14 protein-coding genes are annotated in these 17,953 nt (G+C 48.9%); 12 read left to right on the top strand and 2 right to left on the bottom strand.

Going from position 1 to position 17,953, the window contains the following annotated elements; genetic code table 11:
- Nucleotides 1-61: 61 nt before the first annotated feature.
- The 10 genes from VRK_RS07845 (at nucleotide 62) to VRK_RS07800 (ending at nucleotide 12,245) form a co-directional block, all read left to right on the top strand.
- The gene (locus VRK_RS07845; RefSeq protein WP_059120851.1) at nucleotides 62-1,444 is read left to right on the top strand and encodes a YcjX family GTP-binding protein; all 1,383 of its coding nucleotides are present in this window, start codon (nucleotides 62-64) and stop codon (nucleotides 1,442-1,444) included.
- Nucleotides 1,441-2,490, top strand: a complete 1,050-nt coding sequence (locus VRK_RS07840; RefSeq protein ID WP_059120850.1) for a YcjF family protein — start codon at nucleotides 1,441-1,443, stop codon at nucleotides 2,488-2,490. The genes VRK_RS07845 and VRK_RS07840 overlap by 4 nt, the downstream gene beginning before the upstream one ends.
- A 171-nt stretch (nucleotides 2,491-2,661) precedes the next feature.
- Nucleotides 2,662-4,209, top strand: coding sequence for a transcriptional regulator TyrR (tyrR, locus tag VRK_RS07835; protein ID WP_059120849.1), 1,548 nt, complete (start codon nucleotides 2,662-2,664; stop codon nucleotides 4,207-4,209).
- A gap of 77 nt (nucleotides 4,210-4,286) precedes the next feature.
- Nucleotides 4,287-4,859 (top strand): GNAT family N-acetyltransferase, encoded by a 573-nt coding sequence (locus VRK_RS07830; protein WP_059120848.1) that lies wholly within the window; start codon nucleotides 4,287-4,289, stop codon nucleotides 4,857-4,859.
- 458 nt (nucleotides 4,860-5,317) lie between these two features.
- Entirely contained in the window at nucleotides 5,318-6,016 is a 699-nt protein-coding gene (locus tag VRK_RS07825) for a GntR family transcriptional regulator (protein ID WP_157371877.1), read from the top strand.
- The gene (gene prpB / locus VRK_RS07820) at nucleotides 6,013-6,909 is read left to right on the top strand and encodes a methylisocitrate lyase (RefSeq protein ID WP_059120847.1); all 897 of its coding nucleotides are present in this window, start codon (nucleotides 6,013-6,015) and stop codon (nucleotides 6,907-6,909) included. The genes VRK_RS07825 and prpB overlap by 4 nt, the downstream gene beginning before the upstream one ends.
- 105 nt (nucleotides 6,910-7,014) lie before the next feature.
- Nucleotides 7,015-8,142, top strand: a complete 1,128-nt coding sequence (prpC, locus tag VRK_RS07815) for a bifunctional 2-methylcitrate synthase/citrate synthase (RefSeq protein ID WP_059120846.1) — start codon at nucleotides 7,015-7,017, stop codon at nucleotides 8,140-8,142.
- A gap of 14 nt (nucleotides 8,143-8,156) precedes the next feature.
- Nucleotides 8,157-9,608, top strand: coding sequence for a bifunctional 2-methylcitrate dehydratase/aconitate hydratase (locus VRK_RS07810; RefSeq protein WP_059120845.1), 1,452 nt, complete (start codon nucleotides 8,157-8,159; stop codon nucleotides 9,606-9,608).
- Between the two features lie 115 nt (nucleotides 9,609-9,723).
- A complete protein-coding gene (locus tag VRK_RS07805; protein ID WP_059122706.1) occupies nucleotides 9,724-11,622 on the top strand; it encodes a propionyl-CoA synthetase in 1,899 nt (632 codons plus the stop codon).
- Between the two features lie 152 nt (nucleotides 11,623-11,774).
- Nucleotides 11,775-12,245, top strand: a complete 471-nt coding sequence (locus VRK_RS07800) for a GNAT family N-acetyltransferase (RefSeq protein ID WP_059120844.1) — start codon at nucleotides 11,775-11,777, stop codon at nucleotides 12,243-12,245.
- 94 nt (nucleotides 12,246-12,339) lie between these two features.
- Here the strand turns inward: VRK_RS07800 and yidA are convergent, their stop codons facing one another.
- On the bottom strand, nucleotides 12,340-13,146 hold the full coding sequence (yidA, locus tag VRK_RS07795; protein ID WP_059120843.1) for a sugar-phosphatase: 807 nt from the start codon (nucleotides 13,144-13,146) through the stop codon (nucleotides 12,340-12,342).
- A gap of 378 nt (nucleotides 13,147-13,524) precedes the next feature.
- Between yidA and queE the strand changes: the two genes are divergently transcribed.
- Both queE and queC read left to right on the top strand, forming a co-directional pair.
- Nucleotides 13,525-14,223, top strand: a complete 699-nt coding sequence (gene queE / locus VRK_RS07790; RefSeq protein WP_059122705.1) for a 7-carboxy-7-deazaguanine synthase QueE — start codon at nucleotides 13,525-13,527, stop codon at nucleotides 14,221-14,223.
- Between the two features lie 9 nt (nucleotides 14,224-14,232).
- Complete coding sequence (gene queC / locus VRK_RS07785) at nucleotides 14,233-14,934, top strand: 7-cyano-7-deazaguanine synthase QueC (RefSeq protein WP_059120842.1); 702 nt, start codon at nucleotides 14,233-14,235, stop codon at nucleotides 14,932-14,934.
- Between the two features lie 209 nt (nucleotides 14,935-15,143).
- Here the strand turns inward: queC and VRK_RS07780 are convergent, their stop codons facing one another.
- Nucleotides 15,144-17,951: an Hsp70 family protein gene (locus VRK_RS07780; RefSeq protein WP_059120841.1), complete on the bottom strand. Its 2,808-nt coding sequence runs from the start codon at nucleotides 17,949-17,951 to the stop codon at nucleotides 15,144-15,146.
- Nucleotides 17,952-17,953 lie beyond the last annotated feature (2 nt).

Genomic DNA, 17,953 nt, shown 5'->3' with positions numbered 1-17,953 from the left:
TATATAATTGCAGCTACTAACTGTAACTCAAAAAATAGCTTAAAAGAATAAGGCGGTAGCAATGCGACAGATTGGTCAGGATGTTTCGGAATTGCTTCAGCGTGGTCTGGATGCGAATATCAAAGTCGCTGTTACCGGGCTATCACGAGCCGGCAAAACGGCTTTTATCACCTCACTGCTCAATCAAATTCAGTATCTTTCGACACATCACCATTTGCCCTTTTTGGTCGCGAGTCAGCAACAGCGAATCATCGGTACCAAACGGATTCCACAGCGCAATCTGATGGTTTCTCGTTTTGATTATGAAAAGGCCATCTCAGCGATTCAGAACCATCCTCCTTTTTGGCCGGAACCAACCCGGGATGTCAGTGAAACACGAGTCGCCATCAAATACCGACCGGATAAAAGAAGTAAACGCCTACTGGGCAAGTCACTGACATTGTATATCGATTTGATCGATTATCCGGGAGAGTGGTTGCTCGATTTACCGCTTCTGGAGATGAGTTTTGAACAGTGGTCAGCGCAGCAGATTCAGCAGTTAAGCGGACAAAGAAAAGTAATGGCTGATGGATGGCTTGAGAAGAGTCGGGCGCTGGATCTGAATGCAGAAGCAGATGAGCAACGCTTGGCAGATATTGCCAGCGTGTACACGGATTATTTGCACCATTGTAAAGCTGAAGGATTTCACTGGGTACAACCCGGGCGTTTTGTGTTACCCGGAGAGCTGGCCGGTGCACCGGTTCTGCAGTTTTTTCCTTGTCTCCCGCCAGAGGAGTATCGTTCACGTCGTTCACTGACGACCAACTATGACCTGCTCAAAACGCGTTACCAAGAGTATCAGTCAAAAGTTGTGCGTAACTTCTATCGGGAATATTTTTCCACATTTGATCGTCAGGTGGTGCTGGTGGATTGCCTGAGCCCGCTCAATGCCGGACATGATTCTTTTGTCGATATGCAACACGCCTTGGTGCACCTCCTGCAAAGTTTTAAGTACGGGCGGAGTGGTTTATTGTCACGACTGTTTGCACCCAAAATCGATAAAGTGCTGTTTGCTGCCACCAAAGCGGATCATGTCACACCGGATCAACACGTACATTTGTTACATTTGTTGAATCAAATGATTCAGCCGGTCTGGCAGGATGTCTCTTATCAAAACGTGGCGATGGAATGCATGACTTTAGCGTCTGTTCAGGCGACGCAATCCGGATATATCTCAGCACCGGAAGGACGCATACATGCGATTCAAGGCACCACGCTCAGCGGCGAAAATGTAACAATTTTCCCCGGAGAGGTCCCGGACAAACTCCCATCCCCGGCATTCTGGCAATCTCAACGCTTTGATTTTACCGAGTTCCGTCCACAAATTTCTGACCCCCGGCAACCGATACCTCAAATTCGTCTCGACGCGGTACTGGAATATTTAATCGGAGATAAATTGCGATGACACCTTATCAACCGAAACGAGTCTTTCAGCAAGACTTGGAATCATCAAATGAGAAAACAGCCTCACTGCTGGCGCAACAGCAGTTTGATGAAGAAAAATTTACGCCTGAACCTGTCGCACAATCGTCACTGGCGGAATCAGAAGATGTCAATCTCGATACGGTGATTCGGCCCCGGAGCAAATCGCCTTGGTTCTGGCGATTGAGTGGCAGCGCTTTTGTTGGTTTAGTCGGCTGGCAGGCAGTAGATACCATTGTTGCGGCATATCAGAATGGTGAATGGTTAACGTTAGGCTGGACAGCACTCGTGACGGCTGTTGCCGGGGTTGGTCTCAGCCAGTTAGTGAAAGAGTGGTTCACATTGCGCTCATTGCGAAAACATTTTACTCGCCAGACGGAAGCTGAAACTCTGATTCACTCACACAGTGTCGGCCAGGCAACCGGGCTGTGTCGTAAAATCATCAATGAGGCCGGCTTGGTTAACGGTGCAGCGGCAGCGATTGAATCCCAGCATGTGGCAGAATGGGAAAAGCATCTGAATACAGCCTATAACGATGGTGAGATTCTGGCGTTGTTCGATGTGTTTGTCCTGAAACATCTCGATGAAAAAGCAATTCAGCTGATTTCCCGTCATGCGACCGAATCTGCAGCACTGGTTGCGGTCAGTCCGCTGGCAGTGACTGATATGCTGTTGGTTGCGTGGCGCAATCTGGCAATGATCAATCGGTTATCTGATTTATACGGTGTTCGTTTAGGTTACTGGTCCCGGGTTCGTTTGTTGCGGACGCTGTTCGTCAATATGGCTGCTGCCGGTGCCAGTGAAATTGCAATTGATGCCGGAACCGACTTGCTTTCGGCCGGATTGGCCGGAAAAATATCCGCCAGAGCCGGACAAGGGGTGGGCGTCGGGATACTCACCGCGCGTCTAGGGCTTCAGGCCGTCACACTACTGCGGCCATTACCATGGATTCCTGAACGGAAAGCGAAACTGACCAGCGTCAGAAAAGCGATTGTTTCGAGAGTACTGGCCCTGATGAAAACACCTTGATGGTCAATGTTTGTCGGCAACACATCCAGTGAGATGATTCTCGGATAAGTTGCTTATCAAATTGTGATATCAGTGCATCTGTTTTTATCGGGTCATTTTTGTAACTTGACGGAGATTCCGTGTTGATAGAAACTACTGTCAACTTTTCCTTACACGTTTGGGTTGATTTTTGTGCGTCTAGAAGTCTTTTGCGAAGACCGGCTCGGGTTGACCCGGGAACTACTGGATATTCTGGTCTCCAGAAATATCGATTTGAGAGGAATTGAAATTGATATTTCTGGGATTATTTATCTGAATTGCCCGGATATTGATTTCACGACGTTTAGTGAGTTGATGGCTCAAATTCGGATGATATCCGGTGTGAAAGATGTCCGGAAAATTCAGTTCATGCCAATGGAACGACATAACACTGAGTTGGTTTCACTGCTGAATAACCTCCCGGATGCGGTGTTGGCGATGGATTTGAAAGGCTTTGTCGATACTGCAAACCATGCCGCTTTATCATTGCTTAATAAGCAGCAACACGAAGTCATCGGCCATGCGATTTCAACACTGGTTCATGCTTTTAACTTTTCTCGTTGGCTTGAAGGGAGTAAATCCCGTCAGCGAGAGGACATTGTGCTTAATGGTCTGGACTATGTTCTGGAGATTATGCCCGTTTACATTCAGAGTGAGTCAAAAGAGTCGATTCTGGCCAGTGCAATGGTGATCCTGCGAGCCAGACAGCTTCATCATGAAATACAACTCACACAATTACCGCTTCATAGTGAACTGGGATTTGAACACTTCGTCGGTATTTCAAACCGGCACAAACATCTCATCAATCAGGCGAAGAAGCTGGCGATGCTGGATCAACCTTTATTGATCGAAGGCGAAACCGGTACCGGAAAAGAAATGTTGGCGAAGGCTTGCCATAATCGCTCAGAACGTTCATCGAGACCATTCTTGGTCGTGAGTTGTGCGTCGATGCCGGATGATGTTGCCGAAACCGAGTTATTCGGTCATGCACCGGGATCTTTCAATCACCGTGAAGGGCATAAGGGCATTTTTGAGCAGGCCAATGGTGGCACCGTGTTTCTCGATGAAATCGGTGAAATGAGCGCACACCTCCAGATTAAATTATTACGTTTTCTCCAGGATGGGACATTCCGCCGAGTCGGGGAAGAGCATGAAATTCACGTTGATGTCCGGGTGATCGCATCAACGCGGCATAATCTGGCAGCCTTGGCCGAATCCGATAAATTCCGTGAAGATCTGTTTTATCGGTTGAATGTACTGACCCTGTCGATTCCACCATTGCGTGAGCGCCCCAGTGATGTTCAGCCATTGCTGGAACTCTTTATTGCCAAGCACGTGCGCCATATGGGGATGGCAAAACCTCACTATGATGAATCAGTCATTGAACAGTTGTCGCACTATCAGTGGCCCGGCAATATGCGTCAGTTGGATAACATGGTGCTGAGAGCATTGACCGAGATGCCGGACGATGAGTTAAAAATCGACTATTTCCATCTCCCGGGAGTTGATGCGGTCAATGGCGGGATCGGGCTGTTGAATCTCGATGGCTGTTTGGATGACATCATGAAAGATTATGAAGCCAAAGTGTTAGAGCGACTCTATCAGTCATTCCCCTCTAGTCGTAAGCTGGCGAAACGGTTGAACGTATCTCATACCTCAATTGCGAACAAATTGCGAGATTACGATATTCGGAAACATTAACCTTTTCGGGATGTCTATCGCCTTTCTAGCGAGGCTGATACTCTCGGAGCGATAAGCAACAGGACGCTAAGTAATTTATGTATAAACAAGTTTATGATGTCGATGGTGATATTGTGATTCGTTCGGCCCGGATTGATGACGCCAGAACGATTGCCCGGTATTTCAATGTTAACCGACGCTACCTCACACCGTGGGAGCCGAAACGAGAAGAGGAATTTTTTCTTGAGCAAGGTTGGGCACAACGTCTGATTAAACTCAGAGAATTAGAAACGATGGCAGTTGGTTTCTATCTCCTGATTTTCGATATTTCTACCAATGAAATGGTTGGTACGATCTCGTTTAGCCAAATTTCACGTTTTCCGGTTCACAGCTGTTATGTCGGTTACTCATTGGCTGAAAATGCGCAGGGTAAAGGGATCATGACCCGGGCATTAAAAATGGCTTGTCGGTTTATGTTTGAAGCGCAGAATATGCATCGCATCTCTGCAACATACATGCCCCGCAATCAACGCAGCGAAGCCGTGTTGAAGCGGTTGGGTTTTCAGTATGAAGGAGAGTTGAAAGATTTTCTGTTGATTGATGGTCAGTGGGAAGATCACTATCTGACCTCACTGATTAATCTTGGCTGGAGAGCCAAGTCCGCAGCCTGACTCTCGTTGTTCTCCATTGCATGAATATCATCGCTCAGTCGGGTATGAACAATATGCTGAGCGATGAGCCTATCTCATTTTCTTCTGACTTAATTTTCCCGAACCTGTAAGCCGTTGCAGACTGCTTGTCTGACCGGCGATTCATTGATGCATTCAATTCAATATACTCCATTTAGTTCAATCAATTTACCTCAACTAATTTACCTCGACTAATGGCTGCAACATACATACAAAGTCGATGTGAACAGTATGGATTGTTGACAATATTTTATGATGAAAAATTGATTTTATTTTATCTGATTGTTTTTAAATAATTTAATTTTATATTGATATTAAAACCGAGAATACATAGTTAGACATTAGTCTAAATTGTCAACAATCTGCTTGCGAACGTGTCAGTGGATCGGCTATTTTTTATACGGAGCCGGTCAAAAGACCTCATCAATAGAGAGACGACAGTGGATCAAGCGACAGATTTAATTCAGCCGGAGAAAGACAACACCAAATCAGAACATCTGACGGATTACTTGATTGAAGCGATTGTTCAGGGAGAGATTGCGCCCGGCAGTAAGATCTCCGAACCCAATCTTGCCCGTCAGTTTCAGGTCAGCCGGGGGCCATTACGGGAAGCGCTGATGCGGCTGGAAGGCCTTGGCTTGATTGAGCGGATCCCGCATGTCGGTGCGAGAGTGATTGCGCTGTCTTATGAAAAATTGATTGAACTGTATGCGGTGCGGGAAGCCCTCGAAGGAATGGCCGCGCGCCTTGCTGCCCGATATATCACACCGGCAGAGTTGAGCAATCTTGAAGCACTGTTAGAAAAACATGCTTGTCATCTTAGCCAAATTGAAGGTGCGTCATACTTTCATCAGCATGGTGATTTCGATTTCCATTATTGCATTATCAAAGCCAGCCGTAACCAACAACTTATCCGGCTATTGTGTGATGAGTTGTATCATTTATTGCGCATGTTTCGTTATCAGTCCCCTCGGGCTCACAGTCAGCCGAGAGAAGCACTTGGGGAGCACCAGTTTATCCTGAAGGCCATACGGGAACGGGATGAGGAACTGGCGGAAATGTTGATGCGGCGTCATATCGCGGGCAGTCGGAAACTGATTGAAGTCCATATGCTGTCCGAACAGGGAGAACAATCATGAATAGTCCGGGTAAAAAATTCAGAGCAGCAGTCAGACACAACCGACCCCTGCAAATTGTCGGCACGATTAATCCGTATTGCGCGATGATGGCGCAACAAATCGGGCATCAGGCAATTTATCTTTCCGGTGGCGGTATTGCCAATGCATCTTATGGGGTGCCCGACTTAGGGATCACCACACTCAATGATGTGCTGGTGGACGTTGAACGGATTACCAATGCAAGTGATTTACCGTTGCTCGTCGATATCGATACTGGATTCGGCGGCGCTTTCAGCATTGCCAGAACTATCCGTGCGATGGAAAAAGCGGGGGCCGCGGCGGTTCATATTGAAGACCAAGTGCTGCAAAAAAGATGCGGTCACCGACCCAATAAAGCGATTGTCAGTTGTGCTGAAATGGCCGATAGAATTAAGGCCGCTGTGGACGCGCGCGTTGATGATGATTTTGTCATTATGGCGCGAACTGATGCTTTAGCGGTAGAGGGCATGGAAAAGGCGATTGAACGAGCGATTGCCTGTGTTGAAGCCGGCGCCGATATGATTTTTCCCGAAGCGATGGTCGAGTTAGGTCAATATGAGCAGTTCGCGACAGCACTGGAAGAAGCCGCAGGGAGACCTATTCCGATTTTGGCGAATATCACCGAATTCGGCCAAACACCTTTGTATGACTGTGACGTGCTTGCCGAGGCACGAGTGAGTATGGTGCTTTATCCGTTGAGTGCATTCAGAGCCATGAATAAAGCGGCAGAAATGGTGTATCAGCATCTGCTCACAACCGGCAATCAGCAGGCGTTACTGCCACAGATGCAGACCAGACAGACATTGTATGACTATCTGAATTATCACTCTTATGAAGATAAGTTGGATCAACTGTTTTCTGAGCAGCACCAGTAAATTTATATCCATCACGTGAAACTAACCCGGCCGACTGAATCATGCCCTATCCGGGGACAATGATTATCCGTCAGAGATAAGCGGCAGGGAAATAAGGAGCTCAACATGCCAAACAAGGAATTGGGAGGTGCAGGGTTGCGAGGGCAGAGTGCTGGCACGACTGCCTTATGTACTGTCGGGAAAACCGGAACAGGGTTAACCTACCGGGGTTACGATATTACAGACCTTGCCAATCATGCGCAGTTTGAAGAAGTGGCTTACCTGCTACTCAAAGGCAGACTGCCAAACCAACAAGAGTTAGATGCCTACACGACCCACCTGATGCAGTTACGCGGATTACCGCAGGTACTCAAAGACGTTTTAGAACGTTTACCCGCAGAGACGCATCCGATGGATGTGATGCGCACCGGGTGTTCGGTGCTCGGTAACCTTGAGCCTGAGACTGATTTTTCTCAGCAGTTGTCAGCCACTGAACGGTTATTGGCTTGCTTCCCGGCGATCATCTGCTACTGGTATCGGTTTAGCCATGATGGGGTGCGAATCAACACCGACGATCACAGTGAAACCTCTATCGGTGGCTACTTTCTGAAAATGCTGTTGGACCGCGAACCCGATGAGCAATTCCGTCAAGCGATGCATTGTTCCCTGATCTTGTATGCTGAACATGAATTCAATGCTTCGACATTCACTGCCCGGGTGTGTGCCTCGACGCTATCGGATCTCCACTCCTGTATTACAGGGGCAATCGGCACGCTTCGCGGTCCGCTGCATGGCGGTGCGAATGAAGCTGCGATGGCCATGATTTCCCAGTGGGAAACACCGGAACAAGCGGAAAGCGGTCTGCTCGAAAAGCTGGCTCACAAAGACAAAATTATGGGCTTCGGTCATGCGGTATATCGAGAGTGTGATCCCCGGAATGCACTGATTAAACAGTGGTCGCAACGTCTTTCTCAACAAGTTGGCGATCACCACCTTTACGCTGTTTCAGAACGGGTAGAAGCCGTCATGAAACGGGAGAAGGGGCTGTTTTGTAATGCCGACTTTTATCATGCTTCCGCTTATCACTTTATGGGAATTCCGACGCCACTCTTTACCCCGATTTTCGTCATCAGTCGTTTGACCGGTTGGGCCGCTCATGTTTTCGAGCAGCGGGACAATAACAGGATTATTCGTCCGAGTGCCGACTATCAAGGCCCTGAACATCAAGATTGGATTCCCATTGAACAGCGTTAACCAAGGACAGACTCATGAGTCAGAATGTAGATTTTAATCAACGGCAACAACCCGATGAACTACTGGTGCAAATTGCCGATTATGTCGATCAACAGCCTATCACGTCACAAGAAGCTTATCAGACCGCGCGCAATTGCCTTATCGACACGCTGGGATGTGGCCTGCTCGCGTTACGTTTTCCTGAATGTACCAAGCATTTAGGTCCCACTGTGCCGGGCACCACCGTACGTCATGGCGCCCGGGTGCCGGGCACCTCCCATGAGCTGGATCCGGTCACGGCCGCATTTAACATTGGCTGTATGATTCGCTGGCTGGATTTCAATGACACTTGGCTGGCGGCAGAATGGGGCCATCCCTCTGATAATCTGGGCGGTATTCTCGCGACGGCGGATTACCTGAGTCGAGTGGCCGTTGCTCAGGGAAAACCACCGCTGGTGATGAAAGATGTTTTAACCGCCATGATCAAAGCGCATGAGATTCAAGGTGTTCTGGCATTACACAATAGTTTCAACCGGGTCGGACTTGACCATGTACTTTTGGTACGTGTGGCCTCGGTTGCTGTGGTGACGAAGATGCTTGGCGGTAGCCGACAGCAGATTATTGATGCACTGTCTCAGGCTTGGGTCGATGGTGGTGCGCTGCGAACGTATCGCCACGCACCGAATGCCGGCTCCCGCAAATCTTGGGCTGCCGGAGATGCAACATCGAGGGCGGTCCGGCTGGCGATGATTACCATGAAGGGCGAGATGGGGATCCCGACGGTTCTCTCTGCCCCGCAGTGGGGATATTATGATGTGCTGTTCAAAGGCAAAGCATTTGATATCCCACAACAATTCTCCAGTTATGTGATGGAAAATGTACTGTTCAAGATATCGTTTCCGGCGGAGTTCCATGCGCAGACAGCAGTTGAATGTGCGGTGCAATTACATCCGCATGTCCGGGATCGGATTGATGAGATTGATCGCATTGAACTGACCACCCATGAATCAGCTATTCGTATCATTTCCAAGGTCGGTGAACTGGCAAATCCGGCAGACCGCGATCATTGTCTGCAATATATGACGGCTGTGCCATTACTTTATGGTGATTTAGTGGCTGAATACTATGAAGATGGTTTTCATCAGGGCGATCCTCGCATCGATCAGCTCAGAAACAAGATGGTGATTCAGGAAGATAACCGTTATAGCCGCGAGTATCTGGAAGCCGATAAACGTTCGATCGCGAATGCCATTCAGGTTTTCTTCCGTGATGGCTCATGTACAGAGAAAGTCGAGGTCGAGTATCCGATCGGTCATCGGCGTCGCAGAGAAGAAGGGATTCCCGTACTCGAGCAGAAGTTTATCCGTAATTTACAGACTCGTTTTCCTCAAGGCCGTGTTGAAGCACTGACGACACTGTGTCTGGATCAGCAACGTCTGGAGCGTACACCGGTTGATGAGTTTATGGCGCTATTTGTGATTAACTAATTTGTGATTAACTAATTTGTGATCAATAAACTTGTGATCAATAAACGGGTGTGAAATTAACTTCCCAAGGTCGCTGGTATCGGACTGATACCGGCCACTGTCAATGGGGGAAATGATGCTTACATATGAACAAGAGTATCAATTTGCCAGAGATTACCCGGATATCTTCTGGGGCGGACAGGCAGATAAACTGGATTGGTTTCAGAAACCGCAAACCATTCTAAGTGTCGATGAACATCAGATCGAGCGCTGGTTCTCCGATGGAGTGATGAACACCGCATGGATGGCATTGGATTATCACTGCCAACAAGGTCGGGGTGAACGGACGGCGCTGATTTATGATTCTCCGGCGACGGGGATTCAAAAGCAGTGGAATTATCAGGCGTTACGGGATGATGTAGCGCGTGTCGCAGGCATGTTGGCCGCTCAAGGGGTCACAAAAGGTGATCGGGTGGTGCTGTATATGCCGATGATTCCCGAGGCGGTCATGGCAATGCTGGCTTGTGCCCGCTTGGGAGCGATTCACTCGGTTGTGTTCGGCGGTTTTGCCCCGAATGAGTTGGCTGTCAGAATCGAAGATGCCGAACCGAAAGTGCTGATCACGGCCTCATGCGGGATCGAGGTCAATAAAGTGATTCCGTATAAACCATTGGTTGATAAGGCGATTATGGATAGTCGCTGGAAACCGGAACACGTCATTGTCGTCCAACGTCCGGCTCATATCGCTGAGCTCAATCAAGCAAGAGATCAAGACTGGCAGCCTCTGTTTGAAGCTGCGACACCTCACGAGTGTGTGCCGGTACGGGCAACCGATCCATTATATATCCTCTATACTTCGGGGACGACGGGGAAACCGAAAGGCGTGGTCCGGGATAACGGTGGCCATGCCGTGGCAATGAAGTATTCGATGTCAGCTATCTATAATATGCCGCAAGACGGTGTATTCTGGGCCGCTTCTGATGTCGGTTGGGTTGTGGGTCACTCCTATATTGTCTACGGTCCGCTGATTCATGGTTGTGCCACGGTACTTTATGAAGGCAAACCCGTGCGGACACCGGATCCGGGGGCTTTTTGGCGAGTTTGTAAACAATACCAAGTCGATGTACTTTTTTCGGCACCGACTGCGTTCAGAGCGATTAAAAAAGAAGATCCTCACGGGGCATACATTCAACGTGACTCACTCCAATCATTGCAAGCGATCTTTATGGCCGGAGAACGGCTGGATCCGCCGACTTTGGAATGGGTTCAGTCCCATACCGATAAGCCGGTGATTGATCACTGGTGGCAGACGGAAACCGGCTGGGCGATTGCCGGTAACCCGCTAGGGATTGAAACGATGCCGATCAAACCGGGTTCATCAACCAAAGCAACACCGGGCTATGTCGTCGAAATACTCAATGAGCAAGGAGAGCCTCAGCAGTGTGGTCAACAAGGCTATGTGGCACTGAAACGGCCGCTGCCGCCCGGCTGTTTGCCGACCATTTGGCGTAACCATGACCGGTTTGAGTCGGGGTATCTGAGTCAGTTTCCCGGTTACTATGTATCCGGTGACGGAGGATATACCGATGAACAAGGTTATCTGTTCATCATGGGGCGGATCGATGATGTAATCAATGTCGCCGGACATCGATTATCGACCGGAGAAATGGAAGAGGTCGTCGGGGCACACCCAGCCGTGGCAGAGTGTGCCGTGGTTGGTGTGCATGATGCGCTGAAAGGGCAGCTTCCATTAGGGTTGGTGGTGTTGAAAAACGGCATGAAAGTGGACACTCACCAGTTAGAACTTGAATTAGTCGGACAAGTGCGTGACCAAATCGGGGCGATTGCCTGTTTTCACCACGCCGTTGTGGTTGAACGGTTACCTAAAACACGTTCGGGCAAAATTCTGCGCCGCGTGATTCGGCAGATCGCTGATGGAGAGAGTTATACGGTTCCTTCAACCATTGATGATCCGCTGAGCTTATCCGAGCTTGAACAGGCGTTGCATCACGATATAGATCATAAGACTGGGTGAAAGTGCCGGATATGGCTGACGACGGGGGACAGTGCTGGGGGAGCACTCCCCCGGTCGTTTGTCTTGTCATTGGTTTGCGGCGCGTTATGTTTTTACCTTGGGGAACGTCGGGTATAAACTAGCCATACTCCTATCTCTTGCCTGAGGCTGCTATGGTTAATCTTCGGTTGGCGAAATCGTCGGATCTCCCCGTTCTTGAACAGATGATGTATGAGTTACACAATGAGCATCACTTGGCTTGCCCGCAACACTTCAAGTCGGCACAAGCGGTGATGGAAGAGAAGCGAATTGCTGATTATTTAGAATCCCCTGAAGGATTAGTGTTTGTTGCTCTCTGCGATCATCACTGTATTGGCTTTGTTTCCGGGCATTTCGCCGATTTAATCTCTTCCGTCAGCCAGCCGGTATTGATGGGCAGTATTGACGAATTTTATGTATTTCCGTCCTATCGCGGACAGGGAATCGGCAGTCAGCTGTTACAGCGGATAGAACAAGAATTTGAAGACTATGGGGTGCAACAAGTCTTTGTTGAAGTGTGGGATTTTAATCAGCCTGCTATTAAACTCTATCAGAAACTCGGATTCGGCCATCACATCCATTGTCTGAGGAAGGGAATACGTTAAAGGGAAAGCGCTAAAAAGCGCCGGAAATGAAGCATCTCCGGCGCTTTCAATCAAGAAAGATTCTTATTTGTACACAGTTGCGGCAGCTGGTCGTTTATGCCAGCACAAATTTTTCAATAGCCCGTGCCACGCCGTCTTCATCGTTGCTGGCGGTAATGTAGTCTGCAATCGCTTTGGTTTGTGGCATGGCATTCTCCATCGCAATGCCTAAACCTGCATATTCGAGCATGTGATGATCATTTTCTGCATCACCGATACACATCACAAGCTCTGCCGGAATCCCCAGACGTTCGGCCACGGCCTGAATTCCTAATCCTTTATTACTTTGCGGGTTCAAAAATTCAAGAAAATAGGGGGCGCTTTGGACAATCGTAAATTGTTCGACGACCGCCGCAGGTAAGTTCCGATAAGCCTGAGCAAGTTTTTCCGGTTCATCAACGATCATCGCTTTAATCATGGGATGATCATCATCCAGTGTCTCAAAATCGATTTCATGAATCTCGATACCATTGATTTGCGCTTCCAGACGGGTGTATTCAGTGCTCTTTGGTGTAATCAGCCCCAGTCTCTGGCTGAAAGCATGGGTATTGACGTTGAGCGCCCGAGCGGTTCGGCCAATGGTTTTGACATCGGCAGCGCTGACAACTTGTTGGCGAATGATTTCACCCGTCAGCACATTTTCGACAAAAGATCCGTTGTAATGAACGACGTAATCGTGTTCGCGATTCAACCCTAATAGATCGAGATACGCGCGAAGTCCTTCAATTGGTCGGCCAGAGGACAAAACAATTTGGACACCCTTGTCTTTTGCCGCCTGTATGGCAGCTTGAGTGCGGGCTGAAATTTGTTTTTGACTGTTTAGCAGTGTGCCATCCATGTCGAGTCCAATCAGTTTATACATGATTTATCACCGGTAACTTCAGAAAATGTGGGACTAAAAATAACAAGTGGTACGGGATTCTATCGATAGAATGAATGCCAAGACGTACCCATATCAAGACGCACCAATATGAGGGAGTTTCAGCACAAATACAAGCATAACCTCAGATGTCATTATCTCGGATCATCGGTATCAAATGTCTATCCCTGGTGGGCTCGAAATCCTCTGTTCGGGCGACCAAATGGGGGAGCAGATATTTGACTGGAGAAGCGGTGCAGAAGATTATCTTTTTGAATTATATCGCAATTATAGAGAATCGAATTGATTTTCATGTTAATACTGTATGGGTTTAATTTGACCTTCCGACAAGCTTCTATTAAGGTCTGCGACTCGCATAATATGACTGCTGAATTAGGATTCATTTTGAGTATTTATAGAGTCAATGAAATCTTTCAAACTATCCAGGGGGAGGGTGTCTTTACAGGTGTCCCTGCTGTTTTTGTTCGCTTACAAGGATGCCCGGTGGGATGTGCTTGGTGTGACACCAAGCAAACTTGGTTTACCGAGCCGCAGGACCAGCGTTCTGTTGATGACATCATCGTTAAAACTCAGGATAGTCCGCTTTGGTGCCAGATGAGCGCAGAAGCAATTATTGATTGCTATCACCAGCAAGGTTATACCGCGAAACATATTGTGATTACTGGCGGAGAACCGTGCCTCTATGATTTGACGTTGTTAACCGAAGCGTTTGAAGCCATTGGCTGTCATTGTCAGATCGAAACCAGTGGCACAGCTGACATCCGAACTTCGACCCAAACATGGGTGACAGTGTCACCAAAAATAGTCATGAAAGGTCGCTTACCCGTACTGGAAAGTGCACTACTACGGGCCAATGAAATTAAGCACCCCGTCGGCACACGTAAAGATATTGAGCAGCTCGAACATTTACTGCGCCAGACACCGGTTGCCGATGATACAATCATTGCTTTACAACCGATTAGTCAGAAACCACGAGCGACTGAGTTATGTATTGAGGTGTGTATCGAACGCAATTGGCGTTTATCGATTCAGACTCATAAATATCTGCGTATTGCCTGAGGAATTGTTATGAAAAAAGCTGTTGTTGTCTTTAGTGGCGGACAAGATTCGACCACTTGCCTTGTTGAAGCGCTGCAAACTTATGATGAAGTTCATGCGATTACTTTTGATTACGGACAGCGTCACCGGCTTGAGATTGAGACCGCACGTCAATTAGCGGTTCAATTGGGCGTGAAAGCCCATAAAGTGATGGATGTCGGCTTGTTGAATGAATTAGCGATCAGTTCGCTGACACGGGACGACATTCCGGTCTCTCATGAGTTACAGGACAATGGATTACCGAATTCATTTGTGCCCGGTCGAAACATCTTATTCCTGACACTGGCGGGTATTTATGCGTATCAGATTGGTGCCGAATCGGTGATTACCGGTGTGTGTGAAACGGACTTCTCAGGTTATCCGGATTGCCGTAACGAATTCATCCAAACCATGAACCGAGCTCTGGTTCAAGGCATGGATCGAGAAATGAAAATTGTCACTCCTCTGATGTGGCTGAATAAAGCGGAAACATGGGCAATGGCCGATCATTATGGCGCATTGACATTAGTCAGAAACCAGACGCTCACATGCTATAACGGTGTGATTGGTAACGGTTGCGGTGAATGTCCTTCCTGTCACTTAAGACAAGCAGGACTGGATGAATACCTGAACAACCGGGACTCACTCCAGCAAGCCTATTTAGACAAGCGAGCCACGCAAACGCACTCATGACCGGAGTGATGTGTTGTCATCGAAGCTCTGCTATCGAGTGAGTTGTCCGCGAATTCCCCCGGTTAACGCACCTTTCAGGATTGAATCCTGACCTGATGGTTCGAATTCGGGCAAAGTTTTTCGCCCGGATTTTCCCGTCGGCTGAACCATTCACACCTTTTTTCCTTCAATTTTACTGACAACCGACGGAATCAACGATTAGCTCTGAACTAGTGCAGTAAGCGTAGGCCACTCGGCAGCGCGTCACCGAAGATCCGTTTTGAATCACTTTCGGAGACTTGAGATATTTCATCGATGAGTGCAAGCCAGCTTTGCGGTGCTTTACTCTGTTTGAGCTTATCGGTAACCGCTGCACGGAGGTCATCAGCAATATCCACCTGACGATCTCCGGTTTTCCGGCACATCATCATCGCAGCGAAACCGATCATTGGTTCTTTTTTCCAGTCCTGTTGCAGTAATTCCGCTAACCAGTGACTGAGTTGTGCTTTCGGAATCACTTTATGCTGGCTGCCATAGAGCAGTACTCTTGCCGCCAGACGACCGACTGCCCACCAATGCGCTTGTGCATCTTGGGGCTGATGCAAAGCTCGTTTACTGAACCAGTTCGCTAACAGTACCTTATCTTCCGTTTCCAGATGTTCCAGTGAGGCCGCCAGACGAACCATCGCCTCATAACCCTTTTCCTGTACGGCTTTGAGCTGTTTACTGCTGTTATGCGCACCAGGGTGGAGGTATTTGGCGATATCGGCCAAAATGGTTTCTTGTTGTTCCTGATTGAGTCCACCGCAAACCCGACGCCAGAATGTCCACCAATCACTCCAGGTTTGATGGGTCTGAAATTGAATCCCATGTTGATAGAGCGGCCAAATTTGTTCAATACGCCAACTATCCACCGGATCACCGAATCCCGGACGCATGGTGAAACCGGCAAACCGCAGCCAGTTTTGTTCATGGGCTTCGGAGCGTCGCCGTCTTTTTTTGCCCTGAGCCAGTCGATCAAATAACTGGCGGTTGGTGGTGATATCCCAGTGATCTTTTTCGCCGAGCAGCCGTGCCAGTGATTTGTTCAGTGTTCGCGGATCGGCTTGGATTTCACTGTTTTTATTGCCACTGTATAAGCCGGTAATCAACTCACAGGCTTGAGCAAGCCCCGGCGTTTCAGTCGATGTAGCGTCTTGATGGTGTGGCTGATGGCGGACTTCAAATTCCAACTGCCAGCGGTGTTGCTCATCATCAACCTGAACACATTCGAGTTTCAAAGTGCCGACTGGCGTGAGCTGCGTGGAGAGAAAGACTTCAACACGGTCTTTTTGATTGGCTGCCAGCGATTGATCAGAAATCCGTTCCAGTGACGTAATATAGGGCGGCAATGATGAAAAATACTCGGCTTCAATATCGACCAGTTGTCCGTTTTGAATGGGGGAACAGCCATCGAGGCTGTCGTGTCGTGTGGTCAGCAGATTAAAACGGACCGGCTCGCCGAGGGTGAGCGAAAAACGGCGGCTCGACAGGCGGATCTCGTGGCCTTCCTCGGTGCCTTTGGCTAACAGGCAGAGCGCCTGAGACGACTGCTGCTTACGCTGTTCCAGATGCAAAAAATAAGACCGTGCGGCACCACCACCGATTTTCAGTTGTGACCCCCGGCAGGCTTTGAGGTATCCGACAGAACCGAGTGCGACAGCCAGATCGGGATGAGGGTTGTCGAGGTGAATGATCGGTTGTCCGGTCCAGTCCGACAAAATTTGTATCAGTCGCTGCTGAATCAGATCACTGTTGAAAACCCCACCGTTGAGCAGCAGGCCAAGTGGCGCTGAAGGGTGCTCCGTTGTTTGAGTTAAATGTGGGTGTTGCGCCAAAAATGCTGCAATATGTTTGGTAATCGCAGGATCCGCAGCATAGGGTAAACCGAACTCAAGCACTGCACCTTTTCTTTGAGCGGGCAGGGTATCGACAGCGGTATGCGGGAAGAACCCGTCCAGCGCCATCTGCCGGATCTGCGTTTTATCGAGGGTAATACTTTTGGTGCCCCCCAACAGTTTTGAACCACTGCCCAACAGGGTAATTTTGGCTGATTCGGGGGACTGAGCCGCAAGTAAGCTTTCTTTGGTTTTTCGGGTCTGCTGAATGAGTTTGCTCAGGCGGGCAGCACTCAGCTTTTGCGGCTGTTCCTGATGTTGCCGAGCAAACTGTTGTTCAGCGAGATGGGCCAACGCGAGGTCGATATTATCCCCGCCGAGCATCAAGTGCTCTCCGACACCGACCCGATCCAATTTCAGCTCATCCTGTACCAATGTTGCAGCGATCAGGCTGAGATCCGTCGTGCCGCCACCGACATCACAAATCAGAATCGCGGACACATCTTTGAGTTGTGTTGTTGCTTGCGACTGATAGCGGGTATACCAGTCATAACAAACGGCCTGTGGCTCCTCAAGGAGTTTAACATGAGACATCCCGGCCAATGCCGCAGCTTCCAGTGTGAGCTTACGGGCGCTTTCATCAAATGAAGCCGGCACGGTGACCACAATGTCTTGCTGTTCGAGCGGGTGGGCCGGATGATGATAATTCCATGCCTGACGGATATGATTGAGGTAACTGGCGCTGGCGGTCAGCGGTGAAACTTTTTCGACATCCTGCGTACCGGCCCAAGGTAAAATCGCTTCGTAGCGATCAACCGCAGGATGCGACAACCAGCTTTTGGCACTGACGACCTGCCGTCCCTCGACTTGAGCTCCGAGCTCTCTGGCCCATTCGCCAATAATGACAGGGGTGAAATCACCAGCGACTGGCTGATGCACCCAAGGGAGGGAAAGATCCGTCGGGCAGAGTTGTCCTTGTGCCGGATGAAAACGAAATGAAGGCAATGTCGGCTTGCGGGCAACTTCACCGGGGCCGATCAGTTGATCGATTTCGAACAGTCGGATCGGACATTCGGAGAGATTCTTACCGTTCTCACAGTAGGCAACAACCGTATTGGTTGTGCCTAAATCGATGCCGACTAAATAATGTTGTGCCGCCATAG

The organism is Vibrio sp. MEBiC08052 (assembly GCF_001506075.1).
Taxonomy (GTDB): domain Bacteria; phylum Pseudomonadota; class Gammaproteobacteria; order Enterobacterales; family Vibrionaceae; genus Vibrio.
This window is presented reverse-complemented; position numbering and strand designations above follow the sequence as displayed.

Coding starts and splice junctions, on each gene's coding strand:
- VRK_RS07845 (WP_059120851.1), top strand. CDS start 62: ATGCGACAGATTGGTCAGGATGTTTCGGAATTGCTTCAGCGTGGTCTG.
- VRK_RS07840 (WP_059120850.1), top strand. CDS start 1,441: ATGACACCTTATCAACCGAAACGAGTCTTTCAGCAAGACTTGGAATCA.
- VRK_RS07830 (WP_059120848.1), top strand. CDS start 4,287: ATGTATAAACAAGTTTATGATGTCGATGGTGATATTGTGATTCGTTCG.
- prpB (WP_059120847.1), top strand. CDS start 6,013: ATGAATAGTCCGGGTAAAAAATTCAGAGCAGCAGTCAGACACAACCGA.
- prpC (WP_059120846.1), top strand. CDS start 7,015: ATGCCAAACAAGGAATTGGGAGGTGCAGGGTTGCGAGGGCAGAGTGCT.
- VRK_RS07810 (WP_059120845.1), top strand. CDS start 8,157: ATGAGTCAGAATGTAGATTTTAATCAACGGCAACAACCCGATGAACTA.
- VRK_RS07805 (WP_059122706.1), top strand. CDS start 9,724: ATGCTTACATATGAACAAGAGTATCAATTTGCCAGAGATTACCCGGAT.
- VRK_RS07800 (WP_059120844.1), top strand. CDS start 11,775: ATGGTTAATCTTCGGTTGGCGAAATCGTCGGATCTCCCCGTTCTTGAA.
- yidA (WP_059120843.1), bottom strand. CDS start 13,146: ATGTATAAACTGATTGGACTCGACATGGATGGCACACTGCTAAACAGT.
- queE (WP_059122705.1), top strand. CDS start 13,525: ATGACTGCTGAATTAGGATTCATTTTGAGTATTTATAGAGTCAATGAA.
- queC (WP_059120842.1), top strand. CDS start 14,233: ATGAAAAAAGCTGTTGTTGTCTTTAGTGGCGGACAAGATTCGACCACT.
- VRK_RS07780 (WP_059120841.1), bottom strand. CDS start 17,951: ATGGCGGCACAACATTATTTAGTCGGCATCGATTTAGGCACAACCAAT.